14 protein-coding genes are annotated in these 13387 nt (G+C 60.8%); 5 read left to right on the top strand and 9 right to left on the bottom strand.

The window, feature by feature from the left end; genetic code table 11:
• The first annotated feature begins 54 nt into the window (after window positions 1-54).
• Window positions 55-984 carry a LysR family transcriptional regulator gene (locus tag LY284_RS18565; protein WP_233387563.1) on the top strand — a complete coding sequence of 310 codons (930 nt, stop codon included), beginning with the start codon at window positions 55-57 and terminating at the stop codon, window positions 982-984.
• Window positions 985-1009: 25 nt separating this feature from the next.
• Here LY284_RS18565 and LY284_RS18560 read toward each other — a convergent pair whose 3' ends face one another.
• The 4 genes from LY284_RS18560 to LY284_RS18545 are packed head-to-tail and all read right to left on the bottom strand — an operon-like array spanning window position 1010 to window position 4460.
• A complete protein-coding gene (locus LY284_RS18560; RefSeq protein ID WP_233387562.1) occupies window positions 1010-1975 on the bottom strand; it encodes a nitronate monooxygenase family protein in 966 nt (321 codons plus the stop codon).
• 3 nt (window positions 1976-1978) lie between these two features.
• Window positions 1979-2563 (bottom strand): cytochrome b, encoded by a 585-nt coding sequence (locus tag LY284_RS18555; RefSeq protein WP_233387561.1) that lies wholly within the window; start codon window positions 2561-2563, stop codon window positions 1979-1981.
• Between the two features lie 17 nt (window positions 2564-2580).
• The gene (gene actP / locus LY284_RS18550; protein ID WP_233387560.1) at window positions 2581-4152 is read right to left on the bottom strand and encodes a cation/acetate symporter ActP; all 1572 of its coding nucleotides are present in this window, start codon (window positions 4150-4152) and stop codon (window positions 2581-2583) included.
• Window positions 4149-4460, bottom strand: a complete 312-nt coding sequence (locus LY284_RS18545) for a DUF485 domain-containing protein (RefSeq protein ID WP_233387559.1) — start codon at window positions 4458-4460, stop codon at window positions 4149-4151. The genes actP and LY284_RS18545 overlap by 4 nt, the downstream gene beginning before the upstream one ends.
• Before the next feature lie 360 nt (window positions 4461-4820).
• Between LY284_RS18545 and LY284_RS18540 the strand changes: the two genes are divergently transcribed.
• The gene (locus LY284_RS18540) at window positions 4821-5324 is read left to right on the top strand and encodes an H-NS family nucleoid-associated regulatory protein (RefSeq protein ID WP_233387558.1); all 504 of its coding nucleotides are present in this window, start codon (window positions 4821-4823) and stop codon (window positions 5322-5324) included.
• 76 nt (window positions 5325-5400) lie between these two features.
• On the opposite strand, the gene LY284_RS18535 is transcribed toward LY284_RS18540, so the two are convergent.
• Both LY284_RS18535 and LY284_RS18530 read right to left on the bottom strand, forming a co-directional pair.
• On the bottom strand, window positions 5401-5802 hold the full coding sequence (locus tag LY284_RS18535; protein ID WP_233387557.1) for a VOC family protein: 402 nt from the start codon (window positions 5800-5802) through the stop codon (window positions 5401-5403).
• Window positions 5803-5907: 105 nt separating this feature from the next.
• Entirely contained in the window at window positions 5908-6333 is a 426-nt protein-coding gene (locus LY284_RS18530) for an organic hydroperoxide resistance protein (RefSeq protein WP_014250819.1), read from the bottom strand.
• 262 nt (window positions 6334-6595) lie between these two features.
• On the opposite strand from LY284_RS18530, the gene LY284_RS18525 reads away from it, so the two are divergent.
• Complete coding sequence (locus LY284_RS18525) at window positions 6596-7291, top strand: GntR family transcriptional regulator (RefSeq protein ID WP_233387556.1); 696 nt, start codon at window positions 6596-6598, stop codon at window positions 7289-7291.
• A gap of 1 nt (window position 7292) precedes the next feature.
• Here LY284_RS18525 and LY284_RS18520 read toward each other — a convergent pair whose 3' ends face one another.
• The 3 genes from LY284_RS18520 to LY284_RS18510 all read right to left on the bottom strand — a co-directional run bounded on the left by LY284_RS18520 (window position 7293) and on the right by LY284_RS18510 (window position 10843).
• Window positions 7293-7688 carry a hypothetical protein gene (locus LY284_RS18520; RefSeq protein ID WP_014250817.1) on the bottom strand — a complete coding sequence of 132 codons (396 nt, stop codon included), beginning with the start codon at window positions 7686-7688 and terminating at the stop codon, window positions 7293-7295.
• 903 nt (window positions 7689-8591) lie between these two features.
• Complete coding sequence (locus LY284_RS18515) at window positions 8592-10115, bottom strand: HAMP domain-containing sensor histidine kinase (protein ID WP_233387555.1); 1524 nt, start codon at window positions 10113-10115, stop codon at window positions 8592-8594.
• Entirely contained in the window at window positions 10112-10843 is a 732-nt protein-coding gene (locus tag LY284_RS18510) for a response regulator transcription factor (protein ID WP_014250815.1), read from the bottom strand. The genes LY284_RS18515 and LY284_RS18510 overlap by 4 nt, the downstream gene beginning before the upstream one ends.
• Before the next feature lie 153 nt (window positions 10844-10996).
• Here LY284_RS18510 and msrB point away from each other — a divergent pair, with 153 nt between their 5' ends.
• Window positions 10997-11512: a peptide-methionine (R)-S-oxide reductase MsrB gene (gene msrB, locus LY284_RS18505; RefSeq protein WP_233387554.1), complete on the top strand. Its 516-nt coding sequence runs from the start codon at window positions 10997-10999 to the stop codon at window positions 11510-11512.
• Window positions 11513-11552: 40 nt separating this feature from the next.
• Entirely contained in the window at window positions 11553-13376 is a 1824-nt protein-coding gene (locus tag LY284_RS18500) for a cytochrome c biogenesis protein DipZ (RefSeq protein ID WP_233387553.1), read from the top strand.
• Window positions 13377-13387: the final 11 nt, after the last annotated feature.

Genomic DNA, 13387 nt, shown 5'->3' with positions numbered 1-13387 from the left:
ATCAGAATGGAAGCGCGACTGCTTCATCATTCTCGATGATTAAGGGGCATACCGATGGAACTTCGACATCTGAAGATCTTCTGCGCCGTGGCGGAAACCGGCAGCTTCACCGCTGCGGCCGAAAGAGTGCATAACGTTCAGTCAAATGTCACGATGCGCGTGAAGGAGCTGGAAAGCGAGCTCGGTCAGCAATTGTTCGTGCGGTCCAAAGGTGGCGTGGTGCTCACCTCCGCGGGCCATACGTTTCTCGGTTATGCACGGCGCGTGCTGCAATTGATGGACGAGAGCCGCAGCGCCATGCTCGATGTGACCACGCCGAAAGGACCGCTGCGTCTCGGGTCGATGGAAACCACCGCGGCGATCCGCTTGCCGAAAGTGCTCGCCGGCTATCACAAGAAGTATCCGCAAGTGCAGCTTTCGCTCATTACCGGCACGACGAGCGAACTCATCAAGGCCGTGGAAACCCATCGGCTCGATGCCGCATTCGTCGGCGGATTTCATCAGAATGCCGCGCTTCATCAGGAAGAAGTGTTCCGCGAAGAGCTTGCATTGCTCAGCAGTATGCAGTTCCGTTCGCTTGAACAATTAATGGCGCAGATCTCGAATCAAACGGTGCTCGTATTCAGAACCGGTTGCTTCTATCGTTCCACGCTCGAGAACTGGTTTTATCAGTCGAGACTCATTCCGGGACAAATACTCGAACTGGGCACGCTCGACGGCATCATGTCGTGCGTCGCGGCGGGAATGGGCATCACGCTCTTGCCGAAAGCGGTCGTCGAACGACACAGCAGCCGGCGCTCTGTACGCATCCACGAACTGCCGCCGGATTTTTCGAATGTGACCACGGTTTTCATCCGCAATCAGGATGCGGTCGTGACGCCCGCGTTATCAGCGCTGCTCGCGCTGGCGCATGAGCAGTTCGGCAATGGTTCCGGCCAACCGAATGCCGATAGCGAGCTTTCGCTCGCGAATGCGCCTGCATAAGATCGCAGGCGCATTCGTGTTCGAATCACGCATAACGAAACTGCAATCCTTCCTCGCAGTCGAACGCCAGACCTTCGGCCAGTTCGGCCACGCGCGCCGCTGCGGGCATGACGCGATCGATCTTGCCCACCCCTTGTCCCGCATAGAGCGACAGCTTTTGCGCCATGCGCGGCTTGTCGATGATGCGCGCACCGCCGCCGATGAATCGCAGCAGATTCCAGCGTTCCCGGTTTGGCATGACGCGATGCGGTGTGCCGTATTTCCAGCCAAACGAATAACCGGTGCGATACTCGGTATCGTCGACCGTCGCTTCGACGATCTTTTGCTTGTACAGCGCATGCGCGTTGGATTCCTCGCAAGCGACGAACGCCGTGCCCACGAGCACGCCGGACGCGCCCATGCGCATCACCGTTTCGACATCGCTTCTATTCGTGATGCCGCCGGCGGCGAGGACGGGCCGCTCTTTTGCGACGGCAAGAATGCCCGGCAACAAAGACAGCAATCCGATCGTGCCGCGATTCAAATGCCCGCCGCTTTCGCTGCCCTGCGCGGTGATGATATCGGCGCCGTTGGCAATCGCCTGGCGCGCCAGTTCCACCGAACCGACCTGAACCATCACGACCATGCCCGCGTCTTTCGCGCGCCGGATCATATCCGGATAAGCTTCCGCATAGAAAAGCGAAAGCATGTTCGGCTTCTTTTCGAGGACAACCTGAAACTGTGCCTCGAATACATCCGGCCCGCCGAACGACGGCACCAGATTCACGCCGAAAGGCTTGTCCGTCAGCGCCCGCGTTTCGTCGATCCAGCGTCGCAATGCGAGCGGCGGCAACCGCAGTCCGCCGATCGTACCCATCCCGCCCGCATTGGCGACCGCCGCGACGAGCCGAGGCCCCGAGATGGCTGCCATGCCGGCGAGGAAGATCGGATAGCGGACGCCGCAAAGCCTGGCGACGGCGTTGGTCGGCCCATTTCTATTGATTGCATTCATGGTTCAAAGCTCCACATGCTTGCCAAGCATTCGCCTGAGCGAATCGTTCTTCAACACGAAGTGATTTTTGAAGGCGCCGAACATGTGCAGGATAAGTCCGCACAAGAATGCGCCGGCGCCGATGTCGAACAGCACGCCGAATACATGCGCAGCACCGAAATGTGGACGCATGAGGGCCGGCACGATGACACCGCCCGGCAATTCGATCGGTACGCCCGCGCTCGATTTCGCAAGCCACGCGGCAATCGGCAGGAGCACCATCGCCAGAGCCAGCGCAACGGCGACCGAGCGGCTTACCATCACTTCCACCGGATTCGGCGTGCCGACCGGCAACGGATGCCACGACGTGATGCGCGCCCAGAACCGATAAATCGAGAGCGGAAAGAGTAACGTTGCGCACAGATTGACGAAGCGCTCGGCGTTGTCCGACGCTGCGAAAAGCGCGACGATTTTCATTGCGATGATCGATAGCACGAGAAACGCAATCAGCCAGTGAAGCACGATGGTGATTGGCGAAAACCCGAGTCCGTTGTCTCTCGTCTTGAAACGCACGGATCCCGGCATGAGGTGAGGCTGAGCTTTGGACATGACGACTCCTTCGAGGATCAATGACTCACCGCGCCCGATGCGCCCATTCCGGTCTGCGCACGAACGAACTGATCGTTGAATCTGCGCCGTTCTTCATTGGCCTGAGCGCGGCGATCGGTCACGGAGCCGAGCCACATGAAGAAGAACGCGATACTCATGGAGATGAGCGCCGGATAGTCGTAAGGAAAAACGGGCGCCGCATGCCCCAGAACCTTCACCCAGACGGCGGGCGAAAGGACCACCAGCGAAATGGCGCTGACGAGCCCGGCCATGCCGCCGATAAGCGCGCCGCGCGTGGTCAGGCCTTTCCAGTAGATCGCGAGCGTCAGGACCGGAAAATTCACCGACGCAGCAATGCTGAATGTCAGCGCAACGAGAAACGCGACGTTCTGATCCTTGAACAGCATGCCGAGCATGATGGCGACCACCGCTATGCCCATCGATGCAATGCGCGATACGCGCTTCTCGTTCTCTGGCGTCGCGCGATTCTTCTTGTAGACCATCGCATAGAGATCGTGCGAAATCGCGGATGTGCCCGCCATCGTGAGGCCCGCGACGACAGCCAGAATCGTCGCGAAAGCAACGGCGGAGAGAAAGCCGAGCGCCGGGTCGCCGCCAAGCGCTTTCGCGAGATGCATGACAGGCATGTTCGACCCGCCGATCAGCTTGCCGCCTATCACCCCGCCCTCGTAAAAGAGCGGATTGCGCCCGACGATCGCAATTGCCGCCACGCCGAGCAAGGCCACCACGAGAAAGAAATAGCCGATAAAGCCCGTCGCAACGAATACCGACTTGCGCGCGGCCTTCGCATCGCGCACCGTGAAAAAGCGCATGAGGATATGAGGCAGGCCCGACGTGCCGAATACGAGTCCGACCGATAACGAAAGCATCGCAAACGGATCGGCGACGAGTTTGCTCGGCAGCATGATCGCGCTTCCGTTCTTGTGCGTTCGAATCGCCTGCTCGAACATCGTGTCCAGTGAGAAGCCGAATTGCCTGAGCGCAAGAAATGTCAGCAAGGTTGCGCCGAACAACATCAGCACGGCTTTGATGATCTGAACCCACGTCGTCGCGACCATGCCGCCGAATGTCACGTACACGGCCATGAGCACGCCGACGACGACGATCGCCTGGTTGTAGCTCAGCCCGAACAAAAGATGAATCAATTGCCCTGCCCCGACCATCTGCACCACGAGATAGAAACAGACGACCGTGAGCGAGCCCAGAGCCATCATCGCGCGCGTTCTTTGCTGATCGAGACGGAATGAAGCAATGTCCGCAATCGTGACTTGCCCAAGGTTCCGGATGCGTTCGGCAAACAGAAACATCAGCAACGGCCAGGCGACGAAGAAGCTCACGGCATAGATCATCCCGTCATAGCCGTTGAAGAAGATCATGCTCGTGAGACCGAGCAATGCCGCCGCCGACATGTAATCGCCAGCCAGCGCGAGACCGTTTTGAAAGCCGGTGATCGATCCGCCCGCGTTATAGAAGTCCTTCATGGAGCGCGTCTTCGAAGCCGACCACCAGGTGATCGCGAGCGTGGCGAAGACGAAAGCGAGAAACATCGAGATAGCCGTCAGATTCATTGACCTGCTCCCTTCAGGATTTCGCTCGTAAGCGCATCGAATTCGCCATTCGCACGGTAAATGTAGAGGCCCGTGAGAAGCCAGGTTCCCGCAATGAGCAACACGCCGACGGTCCACCCCGCCGTCATGACGCTTGCGCCGAAGACCCGCGCGGCAAGCAGATTCGGCGCGAATGCGGCGATCAATACGAAGGCGTAATACGGCACCAGCGTGCCGAGCGTCAGGCGCGCGATGAACTTGCGTTTGCGCGAGACGAGTTGGTGGAAAGCAGGCATCAGCCAGAGGTCCTGGCCAGCAGTCGAGGGCATTGCGGTGTCTCCTGATTTGGAATGTTATGGATGTCGAAGACACGATAGGCCGCGCGATGTCTCATGTAAAATGATGATTGATGATTCCATGCATCATTTTTGATGAACCATCTGTTTGCCTCGCATGGCCTTTCGTTCGCTTCGCCGCCGTTCGCGTGCCGAAGGAATGCAATCGTGAAACGAAAGTTCATCGCAGGACGCTAAAGAACTGGAGGGTTTTTTTAAGGCTGCCGTTATGAATGTGCGACGCACCGCCTAACAAAGTTATCCCTTTCATTTGCAACGCATTTATACGAATTACCTCTGGCGTATCGTGCATGCGCATGGCATAGTGCAAAAACCATCAATTAGAGATTCGTCATGTCAACGCTCGAAAGTATTCAGGCACGTATCGAAGCACTTCAGGCGAAAGCCGATGCACTCGTCGCAAAGCAATCGGAAGGCGCGCTGCAAAAGATTCGGGACTTGATGTCGCTTCACGGATTGAGTATCTCGGACATCGAACAGTATTCGGGCACGCGCAAGAAAACCGGACGGTCGAAGTCGCTAAAGAAGCAAAGCACGGTGGCTTATCAGGATCCGAAAACCGGAGCAACGTGGAGTGGTCGCGGGCGTGCGCCCGGATGGATCGCTCAAGCGAAAGACCGCAGCAAATTCGCGGTGGGCGCAAGCGAATCAGTTGCCAAGACTAAAGGCAAAGCCGGCGTCGCAGCCAAGGGGAAAGGCAGAGCAAAGGGGCAACCGCGCGGCCCTCAACCTGCCCTCTATCGCGATCCGCAGTCCGGCGCAACGTGGAGCGGACGTGGCCGCGCGCCTGCGTGGCTCGCATCTGTCGAAGACCGCACGCCATTTCTGATCGGCTGATCAAGCATTCAGAACCGGTGGAGTTCGTCACTCCCCCGGTTGCGTTCGAAAGCATGCCCTTAGCGCATTTCCTCAGCTAAACGCGAGGATCGAAATCGAATTCGATCCGGATGCCGCCCGGTTCATAAATCATCATATGGCGTTTGGGACCGGCGCCTAACAGTTCTGGCGCAAACTCCACCTCGACACCCGGCCAGGCCGACACGCGCTCGAGAATCGTCGCGAGCGCGGCTTCATCCGCTGCGCGAAACGCGAGATGGTGAAGCCCGATATTCTTTCGCCTATCGAACGCGTTTGGCGCCGAGTCGTCTTTCACCTGCCATAGCGTAACCAATAGTTTTCCGTCGGAGACGAATACGGCGGGATACTCCGGCCGCTCGCCGACGATCTTCCATTCGAGGCATTGCACGAAGAAGTCTCGCGTCGCTTCCAGGTTACGCACGGTAAGGCCAACGTGGTCGATTCCAGATGTCAGCATCGTTTCCTCCTGTACGGCATCTACGCGCGCCCGAAAAACAATACGGCGTTCGAGCGTGCGCAGAAGGAGCGCTCGAACATTCGAGCGCGCTCAGGCAAGCGTCACTCAGACAAGCGTCAACTTGACATCGATGTTATTGCGCGTCGCATTGGAATACGGGCATACGTAATGAGCCTTATCGATCAATGCCTGCGCCTCGTTGCGATCCATGCCCGGCAATGAAATCTTCAATTCCGCTTCGATACCGAAGCCATCCGGGATTTGACCGATGCCCACGCTGCCATCGACCGCGACGTCTTTCGGCAGCGTGATCTTGTCGCGCGCGGCGACGAACTTCATCGCGCCGATGAAGCACGCGCTATAACCTGCGGCAAAAAGCTGCTCCGGATTCGTGCCGTCGCCGCCACCACCGCCTAACTCTTTCGGTGTTGTCAGTTTGAGTTCGAGATTACTTTCGGGCACGGTCGCGCGGCCGTCGCGTCCGCCAGTGACATGGGCATGCGCACGGTATAAAACCTTTTCGATCGACATCGCCAGACTCCTGTGCATTGTGTTGAGCGGCCTGCGCGGCGCGAACGCGCCGTTCGAGTCCGCTGACATGGATTCCTGATGGGACGCCGTCCTGCAAGGGCCGGATTCCCAGTATCGAAGGATACTCAAGACGCGGCAAGCTCGCTCACGGGCTGCTCGCGTTCCGTAGCTAGCGCAGTTGTTTCCCTCGCAGCGCGTTGACGCACGACGCCGCCGCGCTGTAAGCTTGGCGTATTCTGTATCCAGACATGTAGTAAATACCATGGCCGCCAAACTTCTCAAGCTCCAGGCGCGCACCGACTATGTGGACGAGGTCTACAAAGTGCTGCTCGACGCCATCAGCTCCGGTACGCTCGCGCCCGGAACGCGCATCACGCAGGAAGAAATCGCCGAGCAACTCGCCGTCTCGCGCTCGCCCGTCCTTCAGGCCTTGCGCCTGCTGAAGAAGGACGGCCTCGTGGTCGATGCGCCCGGACGCGGCCTGCTCGTCACCCCGCTCGATCCCGCGTGGATCAGTCACCTCTACGAAATTCGCGGCGCGCTCGACTCGCTCGCCGCGCGTCTTGCCGCCGAACGGGGCGCGAAGATCGACAAGGCGCTCATCACCAACGGAAGGCGCGCCTCGAAGAGCGACGATGTGAAGGCCATGATCGACGCCGACCTGGCGTTTCACAACGCGATTTACGCGGCGTCGGGCAATCCGCTAATCGCCGAGACCGCGCAGACGCATTGGGTGCATCTGCGCCGCGTGATGGGCGCGGTGCTGCAAGTATCGGGACAGCGCAAGGCGATCTGGGACGAGCACGCGGCCATCGCGACGGCCGTCAACGAAGGCGACGGCCAGCGAGCCGCCGCGCTCACGGATCTGCACACCGCGAACGCGCGCAAGAATCTCGTCGAACGGCTCGGTCTCGTGCTGAGCGAACAGCGCGAGCGGGAATCGGCAGCCGACGCCTGAATCACGCGGCCTGTCGCGCTCGCTCCTCTTCCAGCATCCGCGCGTGGGCATAGACGCGGTCGCGCTCCCGTGCGACGAGCGTGCGCTTGCCCGCGAGCGTCTGTCTGTGATATTTCGGATCGCCCATCTGCGTCACGTATTCGCCATGACGATGCCGCAGATAACGCTGGAAGAACTCCGCTCCGGGCAAGCCGCTGTCCAGCGCCATGAGCACGCCATAGTCGATGTCGCGCACATCGCCGAGCGTCTTGATCGCGGATTCGAGCGCCGCATAGCGCTGAGGCAGCGGCACGCTCTTGTCGCACAGTGCATGAAAGCGCTGATAGGCCAGCACATGCCCGTGCAACGCACAACGCCATAATGCCTTCGCAAGCCGTTGGCTGAGTTCCGTTTCCACGTTCCCTCCCGCATGGTGTGCGCATCCTGTGCGCGTGATATCCCATCGTCATTCGAAAGCGATGACGATAACTCATTGCCTGGAAATCACCTGCAACGCCAAGAGATATGCGCGTCTTATGTCGAAGCGCCGAATTGAATTGCGCGCGCGTTTAAACGTGCTGCGACAAAACCGGCAACATTCGATCCGATTACCTTAAGATTCGGCTAAAGACGCTTCACGAAAGCGATACGTTTTTTAATTACCCGCGTTAAACGAAACAGCGCAAATGGCTGTGCACAATGAACGCGCTGAAGATATGCTTATCAGGTTCCCCACGAAGCGACTGTGCCTCGCGCATGATGTGACAAACGAGTGAAGGCCAAGCGCGGACATTACGCGCTTCGATTACTTTTCGCCTCAAAGATCCTTATTGAATCGGCCGCCGGGTGTTGCGCCTCGTGACTCGGAACGCGCGCGTCAGCATGCGGCTCGATTACATGCTAGCAAACATATCGCGGGAAACCAAGGAAAGTTTCCTCATAGAGGAACGCCGCAGGGTTTCACATAGGTGTCACTCGGCACATTTTGCCGTCGAGCACGGCCAGAATCGTGTGTATGCATCCACCACATTGCGAAACAACACGAGCAGGGGCAACGAATAAACGCATTATGACGAAAACGCCGGCGCGGCGTTTCGCGCACCGCACGGTCCTTAAGATTGGTTTAAGCATTGGAGATTAAAACATGACTTAAGGCGCGGGCAACATAGCGGCGCGATGCCGCTACTCGCAGCGCACCGGCTTTCATCCAACGTCCACGCGGATGGTCAGACCGGGCAACGCCACACGCGCTCTCAACAGCGCGGCACGGCGCAGGCGATGACCATCCCATTCAGCCCGGCATTCACGCCGGGCTTTTTTTTCAATCGTGCCGTCCGCTTATTCGGGGCGCGCCATTGCCTGTCGGCGCAGTGGCGGCAGGAAGGTCGAACTCGAACGCCGTGCCGGTCTCCGTCGTATCGATCAGGCGAATCTGGCTGCCGTGCAATTGCAGCATCCGTTGCACGATCAATAAGCCCAGGCCGCCGCGATGCGCGCCGCCGGATGCAAACGGCCGCTGAAATAGCGCGTCGCGCATGGCGGGCGGAATGCCCGATCCCGTGTCGCGGACCGTGACGGTCACGCTATCGCCATGATTGCGCCCGTGCGCGAGCGACACGCTGACCGTTCCCTGCGCGGGCGTATGACGGATCGCGTTGTCGAGCAGATTGGTCAGCACGCGCTCGATCATGCCCAGATCCGCCATGACATTCGGCAAACGCGGGGCGATCTGCGCATCGAGCCGCACGCCGCGCGATTGCGCGGACAACTCGAACTTTTCGAATACGTCCTGCAGCAGATCGACGAGCGAGAATGGCTCGGCTTCCGGTGCAACCATGCCGTGTTCGAGCTTCGCGAGTTCGAACAGCGACTGCGCGAGATGGCCGACTTTCGCGCTCTGCGCAAGCGCGATCGACAGATAACGTCGGCGCTCGGCATCGGCGAGCGTATCCGACTTGAGCGACAGCGTTTCCAGATAACCATGCAGCGACGATAGCGGCGTACGCAAATCGTGCGAGATATTGGCCACCATCTCGCGACGCTCGCGGTCCTGCCGCCCAAGCTCGCGCCATTGTTCCGCGATGCGATCCGCCATCTGCGCAAAGGTCCTTTCGAGCACGGCGATCTCGTCGCGTTCATCGGCTTTATCGGCGGGCAGCATCGCCGACAATGGCTTCTCGGCGGGCGCACCGCGTGCGTCGAAGTTGCGCATCGCCTCGGTCAGGCGGCGCAGCGGCCGCGTGACCAGACCGAACGCGACCACGCCCGCGACGAGGCCAAGCAACGTGACGAGGCCCATCGACGCCAGCGTGGTCCGCAGTACCGCGCTCGCCGATGCCTTCGCCGCGAGCGCATCGTGCTCTTCGCCGAGCAGCACGACATAGACATAGCCGAATGGCGGCATGCCGGGCGCGGCGAGCGGCGCGGCGCTGAAAACCTTTCGCTTGTCGCCGCTGCGCGGATCGTCGCCGAGAATCGGCAAGGGATCGCCATCGAGAAACTTGCCGATGGGAGCGAGATCGACGCGATCGCGTTTCAAGTGCCCCGGCGGCGCATCGTCGGCGCGGATATGGCCGGCGCTGTCGAGCAAATACACTTCGACGCTCGGATTCACCACCATCAGTTGATTGAAGAGACGGCGCACGGCGGGCGCGTCGATATCTTTCGCATCGGCAAGCGCGCCGTCGCGCGCGATATGCGCCGCGAGTCCGCGCGAAAGACTTTGAATGACCTCTTTCTCGCGCAGATCGCTCGCGCGAATCTGCAGCCATGCCGACGCGCCGCAGCACGCGAGCAGCAACACGCAGAACACCGCGAAGAGCCGTTGCGACAGCGTGAGCTTCACGGCGCGGCGTCCTTGTCATCGGGCGCATGCGGCGCGAGCTTGTAGCCGTGGCCCCATACGGTGAGAATGCGCTGCGGATCGGCCGCGTCTTTCTCCACTTTCGCGCGCAAGCGGTTGATATGCGTGTTCACGGTGTGCTCATAACCTTCATGCCGATAACCCCACACCGCGTTGAGCAGATCCATGCGCGAGAACACCTTGCCGGGATGGCGCGCGAAGTGATACAGCAGATCGAATTCGCGCGGCGTGAGTTCGATGCGCGCGCCATCGACCCATGCCTCGCGCGCAAGTGGATCGATCGCGATGCCCGCGACTTCGACACGCCCCGCATCGAGCCGCGAATCCTTCGCGACGGCATCGACGCGGCGCAACAGCGCCTTCACACGCGCGACGAGTTCGAGCACCGAGAAGGGCTTGGCGAGATAGTCGTCCGCGCCGAGTTCGAGACCGAGTATGCGATGCACTTCACTAGAACGCGCGCTCGTGATGATGATCGGCGTATAGCGCGTCATCGCGCGGGCGCGGCGGCAGATTTCGAGGCCATCGACGCCGGGCAGCATCAGATCGAGAATCAGCGCATCCCAGCCGCCCTGTTCGAGCAGGCGCAGGCCTTCGGCGCCGTCGGCGCTGTGGACGACTTCATAGCGCTCGTCGCGCAGATTGAGACTGAGCACCTCGGCGATATGCACGTCGTCTTCGACGATCAGAATGCGTTTCGGATGATCCATGAGCGAATGTCGTCGGCAAACGAGGTTTCCTGTGCGTCATTGTGCAGAAAAGCGCGCAGCCAAGTATCACATTTAATTTAACTTTCGGTGAGGACTCGGGGATACGCGCGCGGCTACGATGCAGCCAATCCAGTCGAAAACGAGGATCGCATCATGCAGACACGCCGCCGTTTTCTCATGACGGGCGCCGCCGCGGCCGTCGCCACGTTCGCCTTCGGCGGCCGCCTGCGCGTGCTGGCGGCGGGCTCGCCAATGAAAGCCCCATCGCAGGAAAGCTTCGAGATCGTCCATGGCGACGACGAGTGGCGCCGCCTGCTGAATCCCGCGCAATTCGACGTGCTGCGCCGCGAAGGCACCGAGCGCCCTTATACGAGCCCGCTGAACGGCGAGCATCGCGCGGGCCTGTTCAGTTGCGCGGGCTGCGCGCTCGCGGTGTTTTCGTCGCGCACCAAGTTCGACAGTCACACGGGCTGGCCGAGTTTCTGGGCGCCGCTCGATCATGCGGTCGGCACGCGCATCGACGGTTCGTTCGGCACGGTCCGCACCGAAGTGCATTGCCGCCGTTGTGGCGGTCATCTCGGCCATGTGTTCGACGACGGTCCGAAACCCACCGGCCTGCGCTACTGCATGAACGGCATCGCGATGAACTTCACGCCTGGCGCGGCCTGAACCGCGCCTGCTTTCCTCTCACTCACGACACGACATCATCATGCTGCTCATCGTTCTTGCCTATCTCGGCGGCGCGCTGACGATTCTCAGTCCGTGCATTCTGCCCGTGCTTCCTTTCGTGTTTTCGCGCGCGGATCAGCCGTTCGTCAAGAGCGGCCTGCCTTTGCTCGCGGGCATGGCGCTGACCTTCGCCGCGGTCGCGACGCTTGCCGCCGTCGGCGGTGGCTGGGTCACGCAGGCCAATCAGTACGGCCGCTGGGCGGCGATCGTCTTGCTCGCGGTGTTCGGCCTCACCTTGCTGTTGCCGAGCCTGGCCGAGCGCGTGATGCATCCGCTCGTCAGCGCGGGCAATCGTCTGACCGCATTCGCGCAACGCGGCGACGGAACACCGGGGACCGGCAGCTCGTTCGTGCTCGGCATCGCGACGGGGCTGCTGTGGGCGCCGTGCGCAGGCCCGATTCTCGGCCTCGTGCTGACGGGCGCGGCGCTCAATGGCGCGAGCGTCGGTACCACGCTCCTGCTGATTGCCTATGCGGCGGGCGCGGCCACGTCGCTCGCGATTGCGCTGCTCATCGGCGGACGCGTCTTCACCGCGATGAAGCGCTCGCTGGGCGCGGGCGAATGGGTGCGGCGCGGCATCGGCGTGGCGATGCTCGCCGGTGTCGCCGCGATTGCGCTCGGGCTCGACACCGGCGTGCTCGCCCGGGTATCGACGGTCGCGACTTCGGGCATCGAGCAGCATCTCGTCGACAAGCTGTCGAATCGAAACGACGGCGCGATGATGAAAGCCGCCAATACGTCCAACAATGCGTCCAACGACGCGTCCAACGACGCCCCCGCGATGATGCGTGCAAGCACCGAACCGCCGAAAGCCGCGACGCTTCCCGTGGAAGGCGCGCTGCCGCCGCTCGACGGCGCCGTGCAATGGCTCAACTCGCCGCCGCTCACGAAGGAAGCGTTGCGCGGCAAGGTCGTGCTCGTCGATGTGTGGACGTATTCCTGCATCAACTGCCTGCGCACCTTGCCTTATCTGAAAAGCTGGGCGCAGAAGTATCGCGATCAGGGGCTCGTCGTGATTGGCGTGCATGCGCCGGAATTCGCATTCGAGCGTAATGTGGATAACGTGAAGCAGGCGGTTCACGATCTCGGCATCGATTATCCCGTCGCGATCGACAACAACTATGCGATATGGCGTGCGTTGAACAACCAGTATTGGCCCGCGCACTATTTCATCGATGCGCAAGGCAATATCCGTTATCACCATTTCGGCGAAGGCGATTACGCGCACTCCGAGCGTGTGATTCAGACCTTGCTCGCCGAAGCGGGCCACGGTGCGCCGCCTGCCGCTGCGATGACCACGCACGACGACAAGGCCATCGGCCAGGGCGCGATGATGCAGGCCGATAACGCGGACATGCGTTCGCCGGAAACGTATATCGGCTATGAGCGCGCGCAGCAGTTCATGTCGCCGGGCGGCGAGCGGCCCGATCGCATTCACGACTATGCCGCGCCGAAAGCGCTGGATGTCAACGACTGGGGGCTTGCGGGCGCATGGAAGGTCGGCGCGGAGAATGCGACGCTCCAAGGCGGGACGGGCCGCATCGTGTATCGCTTCCATGCGCGCGATCTGCATCTGGTGCTCGGGCCGTCGAAGGATGGCAAGCCGGTGCGCTTTCGCGTGAGCATCGACGGCGCCGCGCCGGGTGCATCGCATGGCAGCGATGTGAATGCCGATGGAAGCGGCACCGTCACCGGGCAACGCCTTTATCAACTCGTGCGGCAAACGGGACAGGTAGCGGACCGCACCTTCACGATCGAATTTCTCGACCCTGGCGTCGAAGCCTACGCATTCACGTTCGGTTGAACCCGAGGAGC

Origin of the sequence: Caballeronia sp. PC1 (assembly GCF_021353155.1) — a bacterium.
In the GTDB taxonomy this organism is placed as follows: domain Bacteria; phylum Pseudomonadota; class Gammaproteobacteria; order Burkholderiales; family Burkholderiaceae; genus Caballeronia; species Caballeronia cordobensis.
The sequence above is the reverse complement of the archived record's forward strand: the minus strand, read 5'-3'. Positions and strand labels throughout refer to the sequence as shown.

Bases quoted from the DNA above. Each gene is read 5' to 3' on its own strand.
- LY284_RS18565 (WP_233387563.1), top strand. From the start codon at position 55: ATGGAACTTCGACATCTGAAGATCTTCTGCGCCGTGGCGGAAACCGGC.
- LY284_RS18560 (WP_233387562.1), bottom strand. From the start codon at position 1,975: ATGAATGCAATCAATAGAAATGGGCCGACCAACGCCGTCGCCAGGCTT.
- LY284_RS18555 (WP_233387561.1), bottom strand. From the start codon at position 2,563: ATGTCCAAAGCTCAGCCTCACCTCATGCCGGGATCCGTGCGTTTCAAG.
- actP (WP_233387560.1), bottom strand. From the start codon at position 4,152: ATGAATCTGACGGCTATCTCGATGTTTCTCGCTTTCGTCTTCGCCACG.
- LY284_RS18545 (WP_233387559.1), bottom strand. From the start codon at position 4,460: ATGCCCTCGACTGCTGGCCAGGACCTCTGGCTGATGCCTGCTTTCCAC.
- LY284_RS18540 (WP_233387558.1), top strand. From the start codon at position 4,821: ATGTCAACGCTCGAAAGTATTCAGGCACGTATCGAAGCACTTCAGGCG.
- LY284_RS18535 (WP_233387557.1), bottom strand. From the start codon at position 5,802: ATGCTGACATCTGGAATCGACCACGTTGGCCTTACCGTGCGTAACCTG.
- LY284_RS18530 (WP_014250819.1), bottom strand. From the start codon at position 6,333: ATGTCGATCGAAAAGGTTTTATACCGTGCGCATGCCCATGTCACTGGC.
- LY284_RS18525 (WP_233387556.1), top strand. From the start codon at position 6,596: ATGGCCGCCAAACTTCTCAAGCTCCAGGCGCGCACCGACTATGTGGAC.
- LY284_RS18510 (WP_014250815.1), bottom strand. From the start codon at position 10,843: ATGGATCATCCGAAACGCATTCTGATCGTCGAAGACGACGTGCATATC.
- msrB (WP_233387554.1), top strand. From the start codon at position 10,997: ATGCAGACACGCCGCCGTTTTCTCATGACGGGCGCCGCCGCGGCCGTC.
- LY284_RS18500 (WP_233387553.1), top strand. From the start codon at position 11,553: ATGCTGCTCATCGTTCTTGCCTATCTCGGCGGCGCGCTGACGATTCTC.